Origin of the sequence: Microvirga sp. 2TAF3 (assembly GCF_052114965.1) — a bacterium.
Classification (GTDB): domain Bacteria; phylum Pseudomonadota; class Alphaproteobacteria; order Rhizobiales; family Beijerinckiaceae; genus Microvirga.
On record NZ_JBFRFT010000003.1, the window covers coordinates 93,802 to 110,819 of the forward strand.

The window sequence follows — 17,018 nt, forward strand, 5'->3', positions numbered from 1 at the left end:
TGACAGTGAGAAGCCCTGTATTTCGAGGAAGATCCATATTTTAGCCGGCTACCTCTCATCCCCTTGAGCAAGTCTATCAGACGACCTTTCCCCGGGCGTTGACCGACCAAAGATCCGGCCCTCCGTCCGAATCATGGATGGCGACGCTGTCGAACAGATTGACCACCGGGCAGGCATGGTTGGGGAGAACAAGCATGCGCGTCCCTATCGGAAGCCTGCTCTCTCGTCTTTCGATAAAACCGTGCTCTTCCGACAGCCGCACGACAGGAAGCGTCTCGGACTTAGCCCCATTATCACCCAACGGAAGCGCAAGACCGAATCCGGCCCCGCCGGAGCTGTGAGCGCCGAGATCCGACGTCAACGCCTTCGATCCGGAATCGACGATGTAGAATTGATCGTTCGCACTTACGATCGTCGTAACGACACCCAGTGCTATATCGTCCACCGATGCCACTCCGAGGCGGACGGCCGTCAGATCGAAGAAGACATAGTTTCCAGGACGAATCTCATCGATACCGACGAAACTTTCGGATGTGAAAACGGTCGGTGTCGAGCCCACCGAGATTGTAGCGTCGGGATATCCGAGTTTGGCCAGCCGATCTTTGGCAAAGGCCATCTGGCGCTGTTCGGAACGGGAAACCTCCAGCAATTGCTCCCGATCCTTGGCGGCATAGGCATGGCCTGCATGGGACAGAAGGCCCGCGAAGGTGAGGAACGCATGTTCCCGCAGGCTGAGGGCAAGCCGCTCCAGCGCGGGAGAATCCGCCGCAACTCCGCAGCGATGCAATCCCACATCGATCTTGAACTGCACCGGGATAATCCGGTTGAATCTCTCTCCCGCCCTCGCCAGTGCGGCAATACCTTCCATGCTGTCGGCGATGAAGGTTACGGAGGCTCCGGCCCGATCCGCAGCCTGAAGCAGGGACATCACCCGCTCTGGATCGACCACGGGATAGGCAAGCAGGATGTCCTTGAAACCGGCGCGAACGAAGACCTCCGCCTCGCTGGGCTTGGATGCCGTCAGGCCTGCAGCGCCATGCGCCTGTTGTAAGCGCGCCAGCTCGACGGATTTGTGGGTTTTGACATGGGGCCGCAACCGAATCCCCGCCCCCTCTGCAATGGCCGCAGCTCTCCGAAGGTTTTCGAGAAGGCGCCCCTTGTGGATGAGAACGAAGGGCGTCTTGAGGTCGGGCAAATCCACCCAGTCCATGCGGTTCATCACTCTGCAAGATCCTCTTCTCGAACAGCGATTCACCATAAAGGCAGGGCCGCATCCGGCAAGCCGCCCCTGACGCGCCAGGATGGCTGGAAATGAGATGCCGGGAACTCAAGCCACCGTGCAGCTTAAATCCTTCTGCTACGGAGAATGAAACGATTGTGCCACCACGTCCGAAACCAATCCTGGTAAGAATTTGTGGAAATCTATCCACATATTGACACCCCAGTCACGATACATACCATATCTAGAGAAGGTTCTTCCTGAGTCGCGTGCGACTTGGAAGCTAAGAGGGAACTCGGTGCGATGCCGAGGCTGCCCCCGCAACTGTAAGCGGCGAGCCGCTGTCGAACATGTCACTGGCGCTTTTAGCGCTGGGAAGACCGGCAGCAGCACCGACCCGTGAGCCAGGAGACCTGCCTTCGCTGTTTCGATCGTCACGGGCGGGGTGCCCCGTTGGATCGCTATCCGGATTGCGAGCGCTCCAACGGGCTCGATATCCCGGCCTGCGTTCCCTCGGCCCATGCCCCCTTACACCGAAGGGGTTGCCGAATGTCTCTCTCCATTCAAGAAGCTCGACCGAACCAATCCATATCCATGCCGGAGCCCACCGCTCCTGCGGTGCCAGCCTATCGGATCATCCGCCGCAACGGCACGGTGACGCCCTTCGATCAGGGCAAGATCGCCATGGCGTTGACAAAAGCGTTTCTCGCCGTCGAAGGATCCTCTGCCGCCGCCTCGCGCCGCATCCATGAAACGGTCGCGAACCTGACCGACCAGATCGTCCAGGCGCTCATGCGACGGGCCGATACGGGCCGGACATTCCATATCGAAGACGTTCAGGACCAAGTAGAGCTCGCCCTCATGCGGGCCGAGCACCAGAAGGTCGCCCGTGCCTATGTGCTCTATCGCGAGGAACGCGCGCGCGAGCGGCGACTGGAGAAAGTCAATGCCCCCTCTCCCGTCTCTGCCCTGAATGTCAGGCAAGCCGATGGCGCGCTCGTTCCCCTCGACAGGGAGGCTCTCAGACGCGGCATCGAAGCAGCATGCGAAGGCCTTTCCGATGTGGATGCGGAACCCATCGTGCAGGAGGCCTGCCGCAACCTCTATGACGGGATCGATATTGAAGAGTTCGCGCTAGCGCAGATCATGGCGGCGCGCACTCTCATCGAGAAGGAGCCGAACTATTCCTTCGTCAGTGCCCGCCTGCTGCTCGGCAAGCTGAAGCGGGAAGCCCATGCCTTCACAGGGCTTGCCCATGAAACGCCATCCTATGCAGAGTATTTTCCGGCTTTCATCAAAAGCGGCATCACCGTAGAACTGCTCGATCCGGAACTCGCCCGCTTCGATCTGAACCGGCTCGCGCAGGCGCTGCGCCCCGAGCGGGACAACCTGTTCCAGTTTCTCGGATTGCAGACGCTCTACGATCGTTATTTCCTTCACCATGACGGTGCACGCTTCGAGCTGCCGCAGGCTTTCTTCATGCGCGTGGCGATGGGTCTCGCGATCCGCGAAGTCGACCGGGAAGCACGGGCGATAGAGTTCTATGAACTGCTTTCATCCTTCGACTTCATGTGTTCTACACCGACCCTGTTCAATGCCGGTACGCCGCGCCCGCAATTGTCCTCCTGCTTCCTCACCTCGGTGCCGGATGACCTCGACGCGATCTTCAAGTCAATCAAGGACAACGCGTTGTTGTCGAAATACGCAGGCGGCTTAGGCAATTCCTGGACCCGCGTCCGCGGCCTTGGTGCGCATATCAAGGGGACGAACGGAAAATCCCAAGGCGTGGTGCCGTTCCTGAAGGTGGCGAACGACACGGCCATTGCCGTCAACCAAGGTGGCAAGAGAAAGGGTGCAGTCTGCGCCTATCTCGAGACCTGGCACATCGACATCGAGGAATTCCTCGACCTGCGCAAGAATACCGGCGATGACCGCCGCCGCACGCATGACATGAACACGGCGAACTGGGTGCCGGATCTCTTCATGCAGCGCGTGGCGGACGATGCCGATTGGACCCTGTTCTCCCCCGACGAAGTGCCCCAGCTCCACGATCTCTATGGGTCTGTCTTCGCTCAGGCCTACCGAGCTGCCGAGGAGCGTGCGGCGCGCGGCGAGATCAAGGTGTGGAAGCGTGTCCGCGCAGTGGAGCTGTGGCGGCGCATGCTCACCATGCTGTTCGAAACCGGGCATCCCTGGATCACGTTCAAGGACCCCTGCAATATCCGCTCGCCGCAGGGCCATGTGGGCGTCGTGCATTCCTCCAATCTCTGCACCGAGATCACGCTGAACACGTCTGACGACGAGGTTGCAGTGTGCAACCTCGGCTCCATCAATCTCGCCAACCACGTGACCCGGCATGGTCTCGATCACGCACGTCTGGCACGCACGGTGAAGACCGCCGTGCGGATGCTCGACAATGTGGTGGACGTGAATTTCTATACGATTCCCGAGGCGCGACGCTCGAACCTCAGGCACCGTCCCGTAGGCCTGGGCCTCATGGGGTACCAGGACGCGCTCCACACCTTGCGCCTGCCCGTCGCATCCGAAGGCGCCGTCGCCTTTGCCGACGAGAGCATGGAAGCCATCAGCTTCCACACCATTTCAGCCTCGTGCGATCTTGCCGCCGAGCGCGGCCGCTATGCCACTTTCGACGGCTCCCTGTGGTCGCGTGGCATCCTGCCTTTCGATTCCATCGAACTGCTGGCCGAAGCGCGTGGCAAGCTGGACCTCGACCGTTCTTCCACTCTCGACTGGTCAGCCTTGCGCGAGCGGGTCAAGCAGATCGGCATGCGCAACTCCAATGTCCTGGCCATCGCACCGACGGCGACGATCTCCAATATCTGCGGCGTTTCGCAATCCATCGAGCCGAGTTTCCGCAACCTCTATGTGAAAGCCAATATGTCGGGCGACTTCACGGTCGTGATCCCGGCCCTCGTTCACGATCTGAAGGAGCGCGGCCTGTGGGACGAGGTGATGATCTCGGACCTGAAATACTTCGATGGCAGCCTGAGCCAGATCGACCGAATTCCGGACGATCTCAAGGCGCTCTACGCCACAGCCTTCGAGATCGATTCCTCCTGGCTGATCGAGGCTGCGGCCCGGCGGCAGAAATGGATCGATCAGGCGCAGTCCTTGAACCTCTACATCACCAGTCCGAACGGCAAGAAGCTCGATGCGATGTACAGGCTTGCCTGGCAGCGGGGGCTGAAGACCACCTATTACCTGCGCGCGACCTCCGCGACCCATGTGGAAAAATCGACACTCAAGGGGACAGACGGCAAACTGAATGCCGTTCAGGTCGCGCCGATCATGGTCCCGGCCAGCATCGTGCCGGACGGCAAGTCCTGCTCCATCGACGATCCGACCTGTGAGGCCTGCCAGTAGGCAGCCGCCTGTCGGGCGATGCTCTCCTCTTCCCTGACGCCTGCCGATCCGTCACAGGTTCGGCACGACCTATCTATTTTCCAGGAATATTCCATGCTCGATTGGGCTGAATCGAAATCAACTAGCAACCTCCCCTCCAGCGTATCGGACGCCACAGGTCTCGGAGAGATCGACCGCAAGGGCAGGCGCGTCAGCGTCGACGACAAGGCGATGATCAATTGCCGCGCCGACGTGAACCAGCTTCTGCCTCTCAAGTACAAATGGGCCTGGGAGAAGTATCTCTCCGCCTGCAACAATCACTGGATGCCGACGGAGGTCTCCATGCAGGCGGATATCGCGCTCTGGAAATCCCGCGGCGGTCTCACCGAGGACGAGCGGCGCGCCATCAAGCGCAATCTCGGCTTCTTCGCCGCCTCGGAATCGCTCGTCGCCAACAATATCGTTTTGGCGATCTACCGGCATCTTACCAATCCCGAATGCCGGCAATATCTCTTGCGGCAGGCCTTCGAGGAGGCCGTGCACACGCACACCTTCCAGTACATCGTCGAAAGCCTCGGCCTCGACGAGGGCGAATTGTTCAACATGTATCGCGAGGTGCCCTCGATCACCGACAAGGCCGCCTGGGCGCTCAAGCATACGCGGCATCTCGACGATGCGTCCTTCAGCACGGGCACCCCTGAAAAGGATCAGGCCTTCCTGCGCGATCTCGTCGCCTTCTACGTGATCTTCGAGGGCATGTGGTTCTATACCGGCTTCGCCCAGATCCTGGCGCTGGGGCGGCGAAACAAGATGGTGGGCATTGCCGAGCAGTACCAGTACATCCTGCGCGACGAGAGCATCCATCTCAATTTCGGCATCGACGTCATCAATCAGATCAAAGCCGAGAACCCGCATCTATGGACGGCAGCGTTTCAGGACGATATCCGGCGGATGCTGCGGGAAGCGGCGGAGCTGGAGGCAGCCTACGGCCGGGATACCATGCCGCGAGGCTTCCTCGGGTTGAACGCGGCGCTTTGTGAGCAGTATATGAACTTCATCGCCAACCGCCGTTGCGCCCAACTGGGCCTCGCGCCAGTCTTCGCTGAGACGGAAAACCCCTTTCCCTGGATGTCGGAGGCGATGGATCTCAAGAAGGAAAAGAACTTCTTCGAGACCCGCGTGATCGACTATCAAAACGGCGGCGCCTTGGCGTGGGACTGAGAGATCTCAGCCATCGGGGATGCTCTTTGGCAACGCCAGAGGCCTCCTCGATGGCAGTGACAGTTGAAAGCCTATTGCAACGGAACCGTTTTGACCGTAACCGGCACGCGCACGAGATCCCGGTCCCAGGTCACTTTGCAGTCCTTGAGCTGATACCGGGTCAGATAGAGAAAACCGCTGGCGCCGAAATCCTCGAACGAAAGGGTCTGCGCATTGGGGTCGATGAGAGCCGGATAAAAATAGGCATTCGGCTCCTCGCAAGATTTATCCCAGAGTAACTGCGCACCCATCACGAGAGAGGGCTCTGTCCAGGTGAGGAGATCCGATGATGTCGAGGTAAATATCCCCTCGACCCAATGTCCGTCAGCGCCTCGGCGCTTGTCTCCGAAGACCGTAATCAAGGTGCCGCTTTCGCGCTGCTTGACGATCCCGCCAATCATTCGGCCGATGACGTTCGGTGCAACAGGCGCGCAGACATGGGCTCGTGCATCCATTCCCTGCTCTCGAAACGGATCCACGAAATTGACCGAGAAGTCTGCTCCATTCCAGGCACGCCATGAGAACGGATCATCGAGGTCCTTCGTTCGGATGAGGCAGTTTCCCCGGCGCTGATCCCTATAGCCATCGGCGAAAATGAAAGCGTAAAACCAGCCATCGTGCTCGATGATGTTCGACGGGTTTGCATAGCCGACACGAGCTTTGCGATCGGTTGGAAAGCTATAGGGCAGAGTTGCCACAACAGGCGGCCTCCCCTTGCCTGCCGGCTGGAAACTGTGCCCGCCATCGCGCGAAATGAGAGCTGTCACGGTATTGAGCAAACAGGAGCTATACCGGCCGGCCGGACATTGCCCGGGTGTGCGCTCGCCCCGCAGCTCTGTGTGGGCGAGTGCATGAACCGTCCTCCCGTCCCGGGTATAGATGCCGCCGATCCAACTCAGATCGTCGAAATCGGCCAGTCGGGCCGACCGCTTTCCTTCATAGAGCACCTGGCAGCGCGGTCGCACGTTATCTAGGCTGGATCCGACAAGAGCCCGATTGTCATTGTGACTGGCAATCAGGTTCACTTCACCATTCGCATTACGAAAGGCCCGTGCCGACGCGTCCGGTACGTGGCTTTTTACGCAGGCATCGCGAGACCAGTCGAACACTGTCTCGACAGGTCCGGCTGGAACCACGGTGAGGTGTCGGTGCTCGGCCCCTTCGGCACGAGCACCGGACCACAAGCTGCTCGCCGCCAGGAGGGAAACGGCGAGAAGCTTCAACGATCCTTTCATCGGGCCGGCCACTAAGCCACTTTCTGGGCCGGTTCCTGAATCTTCTGCATGACGTCGACCATTTTCGTGTCGACACCGTTCTCGACAAGAAATTGCTGCATCTCACGATAGGTGTGGTGGTATGCGCGGTTGAACTTGTCGAACAGGGACTGATCCCAGTACTCTTCGATATTGAAGTCCTTACCGGAAAAGACATCGAAGCTCGGAATCTGAAACGTCTCGGCGAACTCCACCGTTCGGCTGTCATAGGTAAAGTAAATCGACGGAGTTCCGTTCGAGAGAGCCATCAGGTTGCCGTGCAGGCGATATCCCAGCACCAGATCCTTCTGCTGCACCAAATCCTCATAATCGGCCACGACGTCGGAGTAGAAAAGCCGCTCGCGGTGCAGCTTTTCCATCGTCTCGTCCATATACCATTCGGAAACCCACTTGTTGGCGCGCAATGCTGCAAAAGCTTCTTCCTTCTGCTCCTGCGTCCCGAAAACGATCTTCTTCTCCTCCACCTCACCTTGCGCCATGAGAACCACGTCGAAGCGCTGCGCCAGGGATTTGACGAGGTCGCGATGGAAGGTCAGGTAGCGCTTGATATCCTGCGCATAGGCCGGCGACACCTCGCGGCGCATGGTGATGCCCGCGTAGCGCACCTTGTCGAGGGCGGGCAGCTGAATCGTCATGTTGGGATTATTGCGACGGAAGGCCGTGGGGCAGCCGACGATCCGCACGTTGCGTATGCCGATATCCCACAGAACCTGAGCCGAGTAGGTGCCGCGCACGCCGATCGATGTCGTCGAATCCGCCATCATGCGAAGGACCGTCTTGGTCTCCTCGGAAAGCTCGATCTTGCCTTTGACGGGTGCCTGAGCGCCGATACCATAGGCAATGACCGGAATCTTGAGCCGCTTCAGGACATCGATCGTCTGGCTCCAACGCATGTCCTTGTGGACATAGTTCGAGCCGCGCAGGAACACATAATCGTATTCGTCGTTAAGCCGGTCGATATCGTCGAGATTCGGGTTGGCGATAGGGAGGACGCCAAGCTTGTCGAAGTTCAACAGCTTCAAGGACGAGTCGAAGACGAAGGCGTCGCCGATGTTGTGATAGTGATTGATATGGTTCTGGATATCCTTGTAACGATACCAGCGGACGTTGTCGTGATCGTAAACCTCGCCGGAAGGTATCATAACGAGAACGCGTGCCATTTTTCGTCTCCTTTTCAATCAAATGCCGAGTTTATGAGAAAATTTTCATGCCGATCGCGCAGACCGTGATACGGGTGCCGAGTCACGGTTGGCGGCGATGCTGTAATAGAGTTCGAGATGCTGCTTTGCGCACTCTTGGGAGTTGATTGGCTGCTTGATCCCGGCTCGCAGGCGGTCCCATAACGTCGCGTCGGTCAGGGTCTCGACTATGCGGTCGATGAGATCTTCGGGCGAGCCGACACGGAAGTGAAGACCATCGACGCCGTCCGTAATCTTCTCCGCCATGCCGCCGATATTGCTGCAGATCATCGGCCGCCCATGGAAGAACGATTCCTGAATGACGATGGGTGAATTCTCCCACCAGATCGAGGGAATGATCGTCCAGTCGATCGACCGCATCAGACGCGGCATTTCGCTGTTCTGATAGGCGCCGTAGAATCTGGCGCGCGTCCCGGCTCGCTCGACGAGATTCTCGATCTTCTCCTGATACGCCTTGGGCTGGCGATCGAGATTGCCCCCGAAAATCATGAGCTGTGCATCGTCGCCCCAGATCGTCTCCGGAATGCGTGCAATCGCATCGAGCAGAACGTCGACACCCTTGAACGAAGTGATCTGTCCGAAATAGCCGAAACGTGCCCGCCGACCCTCGGGTGGCAGCGGTCGCGGCTCCACGGGAGCGGCGATGTCGAGGCCATTCTCGATGACGGTGAACTTGGACCGATCAAGCCCCCAATCGACATAGCGGTCGACCAGGAACTGGCTCGGCGAGACGAAATGGTCAGCCACCTGCAGAAGGCCGCGCACGAAATGCTCGCGAAGCAGGAAGCGCGCAGGCGATATGTCAGGGAAGCAGGCGTTGCAATCCGCCGGAGAGGATTGACGGCAAAGGCTGGTATTCTTCGTTTTCACCATCTGCCCATGGTGATGGCAGATCGCGAGGAACTCGTGGAGCGTCACGACGATGACTGCATTCGGCAAAGCGCGCCGAACAGCATGAAGGCATTCGAGTCCCAGCCCGATGAAATGGTGGAAATGGATGACGTCCGGCTTGAGATCCAACACGACGCGAAGGAAATCGCGCTCGATCTCCTCCGTGTTGTGATTGGACAGGAAGAAATGATCGTAATCGTCTGCGTGATAAAGGAACTCTCCTTCCTTCTGACGCAAGCTGAGAAGTGCAGTCCCTCCATGCCGCACAACGGGACGGCCCACGCGAGCGATGAAGCGCGAGCTTGCGCCATCCGTCTGGTTCAAACCTTTGTGAAGATTATAGGAGGCAATCTCCGCCCCTCCGAGCGAGAAGCTCGGATGGCCGTGGGAGACGACGAGAATGCGCAATGGATGATAAGTCATTCTACCCCCCGCATATTGGCGACCAAGAGAGACCAGCGCCGGTCGAAGCTCCAGCGGTCGACATGCTGTGTCAGGCGCTGCCATGGCAGATTGGCTTCATCGGGTCCTATATCCGCAGCGATCATTTCCACCTCCGGAAGCCATAAGGATGGCGTGCCCGCAAGCTTCAGCTTAAGGCAGAGATCGCGCCCTTTTTCCTTGACGCTCAGATAGGTCTGGCTGAAGCCGCCGATATCCTGAAACGCGGATCGCGACACGATGAAACAGGCAGTGGAACCGGCCATCACTTCAGTCGGCTCGGCATCTCGTATCGCGTCGCATGGATATCCGAGATACCGGTCGACCAACTTTCGCTCATGCTGATCGAGCAAAGTACCCGCGAAGCAGATCGAGTTGTCCTCGAAGACGACCGTCGGGCTCACAAGCACTTTACCTCCGCGGGTCCGATAGGCACGCTCCATCAATGGCAGCCACCCCTGTCGGCGCGGCAGCACGCCTGCGGAAAGGAAGATCAACGTTTCCAGTTTCGTGACATGCACGGCGGCTTCCAAAGCATCGCAGGTATCCTGGACACCATCCGCGGCTACGAGACGGATACCTAGGCTATAGAAGCTGGCCAGTCGCTGTACCTCCACGGCAATTCTGCCGAAAAGCTCTGCCGGAACCGAAACGATGATAGGCACGTCGCGAGTATCGGGATCAAGCGCGAGAAGGCACAAAGCGACCAATATGTCTTCGGTCTCGAAACCTCCGCCGACAATGAGGCCCGTGCGGGAGGCGCTCTCGTCGTAGCCGAAATCCCTGAACTCAATGGCACGCGGCTTCTGATGGTCGAACGACTGGATCATCGGACCGATATGCGTCTCGATTGCCATGGTTGTCGCCGCCGAGCGAGGATCGAGGACGGACATGACCCGATCGAGTGCCCGCCGCGACGACCACCGTATCGGTTTGAGAGGATAGAAGGCCGCAGTCTCGCCCCCCACCGACAGCTCGAAATACACCGGCTCCTGGCTTGCGGAAGAGAGCCCTGGAACGAAGGCGAGAAAGCCATGGTCGTGCCGCTGCGGATCCAGCCTTTGAGCAAAGGCGCCATCCTGCTGGAAGGCCGTCGTCACATCCGGCCGGGCTAGTCTGGTCCATGTCCCGTCAATTGCAGCAGATTGCTTGCCCACATGCAGGATGACGGACTCAACCAGGCGCTCGGGATCAAGCATCCAGCCGCTGACGAGCAGGCCTCCTTTCGGCAATTCGAGCACCATATCCATGCCGATCCGAACGGGCTCCTTGAGACCGGAGACCGTATCCCGTCCATCGAAGCGCTCTCCCGCTCGCCGCAGCGTCGTCAGCGTTTCGGAATTGGCGGCGGCGCGTGGAAGCACATCCCGGATATGAGCGGGCACGTCGGTCGATGCGAGATGGACGCGGCGATCGTAGATGTCGAGCGTTCGCCATCCATGATGCCCCCGGAAGAACAGGCGCTGCAAACGCTGGAGATCGACCGTCGTATCGCCCGTATCCAGGATCCCGACAAAGCCGTACCCACGCTCCCCGAGATCGTCACGCTGGACCTTCGCACTTTTGAACTCGCCCGTGACGAGCCCGTCATGCGAGACGATGAGGCGCGATTGATCGACCGGCAGCTCGCTGGACCAGCCCTGAAGGAGGATCTCACCCGTATCGACCGTGCCCATGACCTCGACGAAGCCATCGTTACGTGCGGTCGCCGTCAGTAGGGACAGCGCAGCTCCGATGCGTTTGGGGTCGTTTCTTCCGGTCAGCAAGGCCTGAGTCACGCCATCGGCAACTTGCGGAAACTCGGATCCAGCATCTCCGGAAACGATGTTCATGAAAGTCGACAACGGCAAAGCCCGGCGGATGAGCGTATAGCGTGCCTGTTGCCCCTTGCGGCGCATGACGATGGAGCGGATGCGAACACGCCCGGCGACCTGGACGGGAACGACCGCGACGAAACCGATGCTCGCCTCCGGCGGCACATCTCTCCGGATCCAGGTCAGGACGCTAGCCGTCATGGACATAGACGGGTCGCCATTGAGCAGAACAGGCACGACACTCGGCATGGTGTCCGTGACACCACTGATGAGTACGAGATCGTCACCGACAGGCGCGGCAACAACCGTTTCCCCATCGGTTGGGAGGGAAAGCTGGTCCCCCAGCAGGGCAGTTCCCGTCAGAATTTCACCTCGAGCAGGCTGGGGCGGATCGCTTTGCATCGGGTGACGTGCAGCTATCGTCATTGACATCTCTATCGCAGGGCGAAGACGAGGGTGGAGACCGCGCTGATGGCTGATATGCCGGTCAGCAAGATGAGAATCGCAACGGCGCGGCGCATTGGTCGATCGGCAACATTGGTCAGATCCTTGATGCGGTCGTCGAAACCCGCAATCATCTTGTCGAAGCGCATGAGAAAGACTTCCACGTCAGCGATACGCTGAGCGAACTCGCCCTGATTGGAGCGAACGACATCAAGGGCGGCGCCGATGCCATCCTCTTTCGAGGACATCTGCTCGACCTGCTCCGCAGTTCCGCGCATTGCTTCCGCCGCCTCGCGCAGCAAGATCTGGGAGCGACGCTGGGCAGCGATGAGCACCTCGAGTTGAGCCAGGACTCGGTTGAGCGGAGCACTGATGACCGCTTCGGCGGCCCGCTCGTCCTGGCTCGGCGCGGGAAGGACAATCTCCTCCCCAGTCGTGCGCGAGAACGCCACGACCTCGATACCATCCGGTTCGCCTCCGACCGTTTCAGGTAGCTCGACTTCGAAGGCATAGGCGCCATCGCCGATGCCGTTGCGCCTGAGATCGATGCGCGGACGATCCGCCGTGGTGGAAGCCACCATGCGCCCCCGAAAGAGCACGCGAACAAGAAGCCGCTCGTCGGGGCGTCCGCGATCCCAAACCCAACCATAGAGCCGGCGACTCTCGACAGCATCCAACCGTCCCTGGATCTGGCCGCGGGCCGCTTTATTGGCAGGTGCAAGCGGCGTCTTGGCTTCTGCAATGCTCATACTGCAATCCCTCCCTTCGTCAGGCGGCCTGTGCCGTTATGCCGATGCTGCGATAAAGGCCGAGATGTCGGTCGGCGACCTCTGCGATACTGGGAGTCGAGGTGATCCCCTCTACGAGGGTTTCCCAGAGTCCGGGAGTTTCCATGGCATGCTTCATTGTGCGCGCCAGCGCCGCCGGATCGTCGGGGCGAACGTGAATTCCATTCACGCCATCCTGTACGGCCTCGGCCATGCCGCCGATACCGCTCACGATTACGGGCCGCCTGTGATGGAAAGCTTCCTGGATGACGAGCGGCGCATTCTCCCACCAGATTGAGGGAACGACGACCCAGTCCACGGCCGCCATCAGCTCCGGCAATTCGTCGCGTCGATAAGGACCGAGACGCACTACATGCGTCTCCGTTTCATGAGCCAGCCTATCGATTTCCTCGACGAAACTCTCAGCCTGGAAGGGAGCTCCTCCATGGAGGCGCAGCTCGAACCCATCCGCTCGTTCCGAAATCAGATGCCGACATGCCCTCAAAAGAACCGACGCTCCTTTCCAAGGGTTGAGATTGCCGAAATAGCCGAAGATCGGACGCCGTCCATCGTGCGAGAGGCGATGGGCGGCCGGCGGCACGGTGGGGCGGCCATTGGCGACGACATCGATCTTTGCCGCATGCAAGCCCCATGCGATGAAACGCTCTCTGATGAAGTTGCTTGGCGCAATGAAGCGATCCACTTGCGCGAACAAGGTCTTGAGATAACGCTCGCGCAACAGGAAACGGTCCGCCGAAATGTCGGGGAAACAGGCATTGCACCGGTTGGGCGACGCCTGACTGCACCGCTCCTGCCCCCGCTTGCGCATCATGAGGCCGTCATGAGCGCATATCGCATAATAATCGTGCAGGGTCATGACGATGCGGGCATCGGGCACGACGCGGCGTACGATGGCGATGAACTCTACCCCGAGGAGCAGGACGTGATGGATATGAACAACGTCCGGCTGGAACTCTTTCAACAGGCTCTCAAGATGGGGAACGACTCCGTAGGTGTCGATCTGACTGAGATAAAAATGGTCGAAATGACCACTCCAGAGAACAACCTCATCAGGAGCGTCGGTCACGGCCTGAAAGCTCGTTCCCGGACGTGGCTCGCGATGGATGCGGTTCGTCGCCGCGAGGAAGAGCGCCTCGATCCCCGGACGCGAGCGGAACTCGCGAAAAAGATCGTGGGAGAAGATCTCCGTCCCACCCGGGTGCAGATCGGGATGATTATGAGCGACAACGAGGACGCGCATGATCAAGCGGCCTCCTCGGGTTTTGTCGCAACGATAACGTCTTGATAATGCGTGCTGTCGGTTCCGCGCCAATGGCCCAGATCCACCCGCTGAATGCGTAGTCCCGCCATGCGGATCGCCTGCTCGATCAGGTTCTGATCGAAGCCTATCGCCGCAAGAGGCGCCGCCGGATCGCCATACCAGGTTCCTGCCTCCGTTCCTGCCGTGAATTTCGGCCGGGCTCCAACACTTTCGTGATCTCCATCCAAGATCAGAAATGCCGTCATGAAAAGGCGCCCTCCAGGAGCAAGGAGCCGCATGGCTTCGCGCGCATAGGCAGCGATTTCGTGGATAGGGAGATGCGTCGCAACCGACACCATCACGATGAAGTCGAAGCTCGCGTCCGAGAAAGGCAGAACAACCTCGTGACCGGAAAGCGAGCCGCCCGGATTATAGAGTTCATGTGCCAGATCGATCTGGCAGAACCGGAAGCGCGGATAGACAGGCGTGATGTTCCGCGTACACCACGCGATCCCCTCGCCCACCGGGTCGACGCCCTCGTAAGATCCGCTAGCTCCGTCGAGATATTGAGTCAGTGGGATCGCCATGCGGCCGATACCGCACCCGATATCGAGCACCCGGTCAGAGGGTTTGAGCCTGCCGATACGGACGAAGTGCCCTAGAAATTCGGCGCCTATCGCCTTGTAATCCCCATCACCGACGAAGACGTTCTCAGGAGCGGGAGCCGGCAGGAAACGGTTATGCTCGATCGCTTCCATCATCCATGAAAGCTTGCTCTCCTCGGCAGGCGAGAGCAGCGCTTCATATGCAGCGACCTTGTTGCCAACTTGAGCATTCATGCGGCTTTACTCCTTGGTCTTCCGAGACGGGTGTAGGTATTCATGACGCTCGTGATCATGTCCCCCCAGCGGGACGCGTGCAGCGCGCAGTTGTACTGCCAAGCGATTCCTTTCATGTATTCGGAGTTGAGCGACATCGATTTACGCTCGAGGTGATAGAGCTCGACATCGGGCACATATAAGATCTTCCGCCCCGCGGCCGTGATTTTCAGGCACAGATCGCTGTCTTCGTAATCGCCAATGACATAATCGTCCGAGAAACCGCCGACTTTCTCAAAGAGAGCGCGCAGCATCACCAGACAGGCTCCGGTAACAGCCGGCACGAGGCGCTCCTCGGTAGCGGGAGCGTAATGCCGCGGCATGCCTTTGAAGTAATGCTGGTTGAGCCATCGCCCGCGATGATCGCGCTCGAAATACATGCCCGCATGTTGGAGCGATCCGTCCTCGAAGAGAAGCTTCGGACCGACCGCGCCGATGCGCCTGCGGGCATCCAGCCGAACCGCAAGATTCTCCAACCATCCCGGTGTCGTGGGAATGACATCGGAATTGACCAGGGCCAGGATTTCACCGCGCGCGGCTGCCGCTCCGGCATTGCAGGCGCGTGCATAGCCGCTGTTGCTATCCATGATCGCGAGCACGATCGGCAAGCCGTAGACGAGATGCAGACCGCTCAAGAGATGGTCTACTTCGGTCGCCTGATCGGGCGAATCCAGAACATAGATAAGTTCAGCATGTTTCCGGAACCACGGATCCGTTGCGAATGCGGCAACCTGAAAGCGGAGAAAATCGAGAACCCTGTAGAGAGGAATGACGACCGACACTCTCGGGCGCGCAAGCGGCTCTCCGATCGTCCGTATGCGAGACTCGCCGCTATGCGTCCGCGTTCTCGCGTGCAGATCGGCGATGACCGGAGCGAGGACCTCGGAAAGCAGCTTTTCATCCACATGCTGGGGCGGGACCGCCCGCAATGCCAGGGCCCTGGCCTCAGCAGGGTCAGCCGGCTGAAGCCCCGGCACAAGAGGATGATAGGCCCCCGACTTCAGCAGCAGGCGGAAGCGCGGCTGGAGAATAGGAGTGGCGCCGCCGACAGAGGGTGCAAGAGCGGCAAATCCCACACCGCCCAAACGTCCACCGACACCTGGTCCCTCAACAACGATAGGATAACGATGCAGTACGTCCGTCAGGTCGTGGACCGTGCCTTCGGCATCGACGGCGGCAATTCCGGCGACGAGACCCATCGGATCGCGAAACCAACCGGCCAGAAGCGTTCCCGATGGCGTCGAGATCGCGCAAGTGATTTCCGCCGAAAGGCTTGACGGGCCGGCGCCGACCCGCTGGGGCTCCAATGGAGCGCTCAGCTGTGCCTCCAGCGCCGTAGCCTCGCCGAATGGGGCGTGGCTGGAAAGATCGATCAGCAGATGCTCACGCAAACCGGGTGCGCGCTTTGCCTGCTCGCGGAGCCATCGCGTCAGAGGAAGCGGTTGCTTCTCGAGCTTGGCGATCTTTCGAAGCTGGAGTCCTTTGGGTCCGGAGAAAACTACATAGGCTTCGCGTCCCGCAAGCTCCTTGCTTGCAGTCAGGAGGTGCACGGTCTCCCGACCGCCTCTCAGGGAACCGCGGTGCGGGCGGCCATCGAGACGGCTGATCCCGTGCCGACCGATACAATAGATCGCATCGATCTTACCGAAGCGAGCGTCCAGCGTAGACTGCAGAAGAGCGATGTCTCCCACAGCGCGCGCGACGATCACAGCAGCTTGAGATGGGGAAGCCAGTTGCTGCAGCAGACCGCTCAGGCACCTTATGAACATACCATTACGCTGGAGACGAAAGAGACCGCTCCATACATTCAGCAATGTCGAGACAAGCGTCGCTTGTGCCTGCGCATCGAGCCCTTGAAGCAGATTGGCGGGATTCAGTGGTAGAATAGTCGTGTCAGGCTGGAGGCAAATATTGGCCTTCGATCCGGGCGAACCTGCCGATAGGGTGAGATGCAGAGGTTCACCCTCGGGGCGACGCAAGGCCCATAACAGGCGTGTGCAGCCATCCGTGCGGGTCAGGCGCAGGGAAGCTGTCGGTGCCACCGAGCGCCCCTCTGCGGCCGACAGAGGAACGGCGACATGAACGGCCTGCGGAACATCCCACGTCAGCAGGATCACGCCACGTCCCAGGAGGGCCACCTGTGGCTGATCCTCCAGGGTCTGCGATGGTGTCGTTGCGATTGGATCTAGCAGCGCCATACGTTCCAC

Annotated in this window: 11 protein-coding genes and 1 riboswitch; of the genes, 2 read left to right on the forward strand and 9 right to left on the reverse strand. The window is 59.6% G+C overall.

Translation table 11 applies throughout. The annotated features are described in order from the left end of the window. Positions 1-76: 76 nt before the first annotated feature. Positions 77-1,219 (reverse strand): alanine racemase, encoded by a 1,143-nt coding sequence (locus AB4Y97_RS04625; protein WP_441998002.1) that lies wholly within the window; start codon positions 1,217-1,219, stop codon positions 77-79. A gap of 234 nt (positions 1,220-1,453) precedes the next feature. Beyond that, positions 1,454-1,654: riboswitch (cobalamin riboswitch) on the forward strand. 114 nt (positions 1,655-1,768) lie between these two features. Between AB4Y97_RS04625 and AB4Y97_RS04630 the strand changes: the two genes are divergently transcribed. Together AB4Y97_RS04630 and AB4Y97_RS04635 are read left to right on the forward strand one after the other, a co-directional pair. After that, positions 1,769-4,603, forward strand: a complete 2,835-nt coding sequence (locus AB4Y97_RS04630; protein WP_441997843.1) for a ribonucleoside-diphosphate reductase subunit alpha — start codon at positions 1,769-1,771, stop codon at positions 4,601-4,603. A gap of 93 nt (positions 4,604-4,696) precedes the next feature. Further along, positions 4,697-5,803: a ribonucleotide-diphosphate reductase subunit beta gene (locus AB4Y97_RS04635; RefSeq protein ID WP_441997844.1), complete on the forward strand. Its 1,107-nt coding sequence runs from the start codon at positions 4,697-4,699 to the stop codon at positions 5,801-5,803. A 71-nt stretch (positions 5,804-5,874) separates the two neighbouring features. Here AB4Y97_RS04635 and AB4Y97_RS04640 read toward each other — a convergent pair whose 3' ends face one another. Genes AB4Y97_RS04640 through AB4Y97_RS04675 form a run of 8 tightly spaced genes read right to left on the reverse strand, consistent with a single transcriptional unit; the run spans position 5,875 to position 17,009 of the window. Further along, positions 5,875-7,065, reverse strand: coding sequence for a hypothetical protein (locus tag AB4Y97_RS04640; protein ID WP_441997845.1), 1,191 nt, complete (start codon positions 7,063-7,065; stop codon positions 5,875-5,877). 23 nt (positions 7,066-7,088) lie between these two features. Beyond that, complete coding sequence (locus tag AB4Y97_RS04645; RefSeq protein ID WP_441997846.1) at positions 7,089-8,276, reverse strand: polysaccharide pyruvyl transferase family protein; 1,188 nt, start codon at positions 8,274-8,276, stop codon at positions 7,089-7,091. Positions 8,277-8,321: 45 nt separating this feature from the next. Then, positions 8,322-9,629: a glycosyltransferase family 4 protein gene (locus tag AB4Y97_RS04650; protein WP_441997847.1), complete on the reverse strand. Its 1,308-nt coding sequence runs from the start codon at positions 9,627-9,629 to the stop codon at positions 8,322-8,324. Then, complete coding sequence (locus AB4Y97_RS04655) at positions 9,626-11,887, reverse strand: glycosyltransferase family 2 protein (protein ID WP_441997848.1); 2,262 nt, start codon at positions 11,885-11,887, stop codon at positions 9,626-9,628. The genes AB4Y97_RS04650 and AB4Y97_RS04655 overlap by 4 nt, the downstream gene beginning before the upstream one ends. Before the next feature lie 8 nt (positions 11,888-11,895). Beyond that, the gene (locus AB4Y97_RS04660) at positions 11,896-12,654 is read right to left on the reverse strand and encodes a hypothetical protein (protein ID WP_441997849.1); all 759 of its coding nucleotides are present in this window, start codon (positions 12,652-12,654) and stop codon (positions 11,896-11,898) included. 19 nt (positions 12,655-12,673) lie between these two features. Beyond that, a complete protein-coding gene (locus AB4Y97_RS04665) occupies positions 12,674-13,939 on the reverse strand; it encodes a glycosyltransferase family 4 protein (RefSeq protein WP_441997850.1) in 1,266 nt (421 codons plus the stop codon). Beyond that, entirely contained in the window at positions 13,936-14,772 is an 837-nt protein-coding gene (locus AB4Y97_RS04670; RefSeq protein ID WP_441997851.1) for a methyltransferase domain-containing protein, read from the reverse strand. Before AB4Y97_RS04670 ends, AB4Y97_RS04665 begins: the two co-directional genes overlap by 4 nt. Further along, positions 14,769-17,009 (reverse strand): glycosyltransferase, encoded by a 2,241-nt coding sequence (locus tag AB4Y97_RS04675; RefSeq protein WP_441997852.1) that lies wholly within the window; start codon positions 17,007-17,009, stop codon positions 14,769-14,771. Before AB4Y97_RS04675 ends, AB4Y97_RS04670 begins: the two co-directional genes overlap by 4 nt. Positions 17,010-17,018: the final 9 nt, after the last annotated feature.

Bases quoted from the DNA above. Each gene is read 5' to 3' on its own strand.
- AB4Y97_RS04625 (WP_441998002.1), bottom strand. From the start codon at position 1,219: ATGAACCGCATGGACTGGGTGGATTTGCCCGACCTCAAGACGCCCTTC.
- AB4Y97_RS04630 (WP_441997843.1), top strand. From the start codon at position 1,769: ATGTCTCTCTCCATTCAAGAAGCTCGACCGAACCAATCCATATCCATG.
- AB4Y97_RS04635 (WP_441997844.1), top strand. From the start codon at position 4,697: ATGCTCGATTGGGCTGAATCGAAATCAACTAGCAACCTCCCCTCCAGC.
- AB4Y97_RS04645 (WP_441997846.1), bottom strand. From the start codon at position 8,276: ATGGCACGCGTTCTCGTTATGATACCTTCCGGCGAGGTTTACGATCAC.
- AB4Y97_RS04650 (WP_441997847.1), bottom strand. From the start codon at position 9,629: ATGACTTATCATCCATTGCGCATTCTCGTCGTCTCCCACGGCCATCCG.
- AB4Y97_RS04655 (WP_441997848.1), bottom strand. From the start codon at position 11,887: ATGACGATAGCTGCACGTCACCCGATGCAAAGCGATCCGCCCCAGCCT.
- AB4Y97_RS04660 (WP_441997849.1), bottom strand. From the start codon at position 12,654: ATGAGCATTGCAGAAGCCAAGACGCCGCTTGCACCTGCCAATAAAGCG.
- AB4Y97_RS04670 (WP_441997851.1), bottom strand. From the start codon at position 14,772: ATGAATGCTCAAGTTGGCAACAAGGTCGCTGCATATGAAGCGCTGCTC.
- AB4Y97_RS04675 (WP_441997852.1), bottom strand. From the start codon at position 17,009: ATGGCGCTGCTAGATCCAATCGCAACGACACCATCGCAGACCCTGGAG.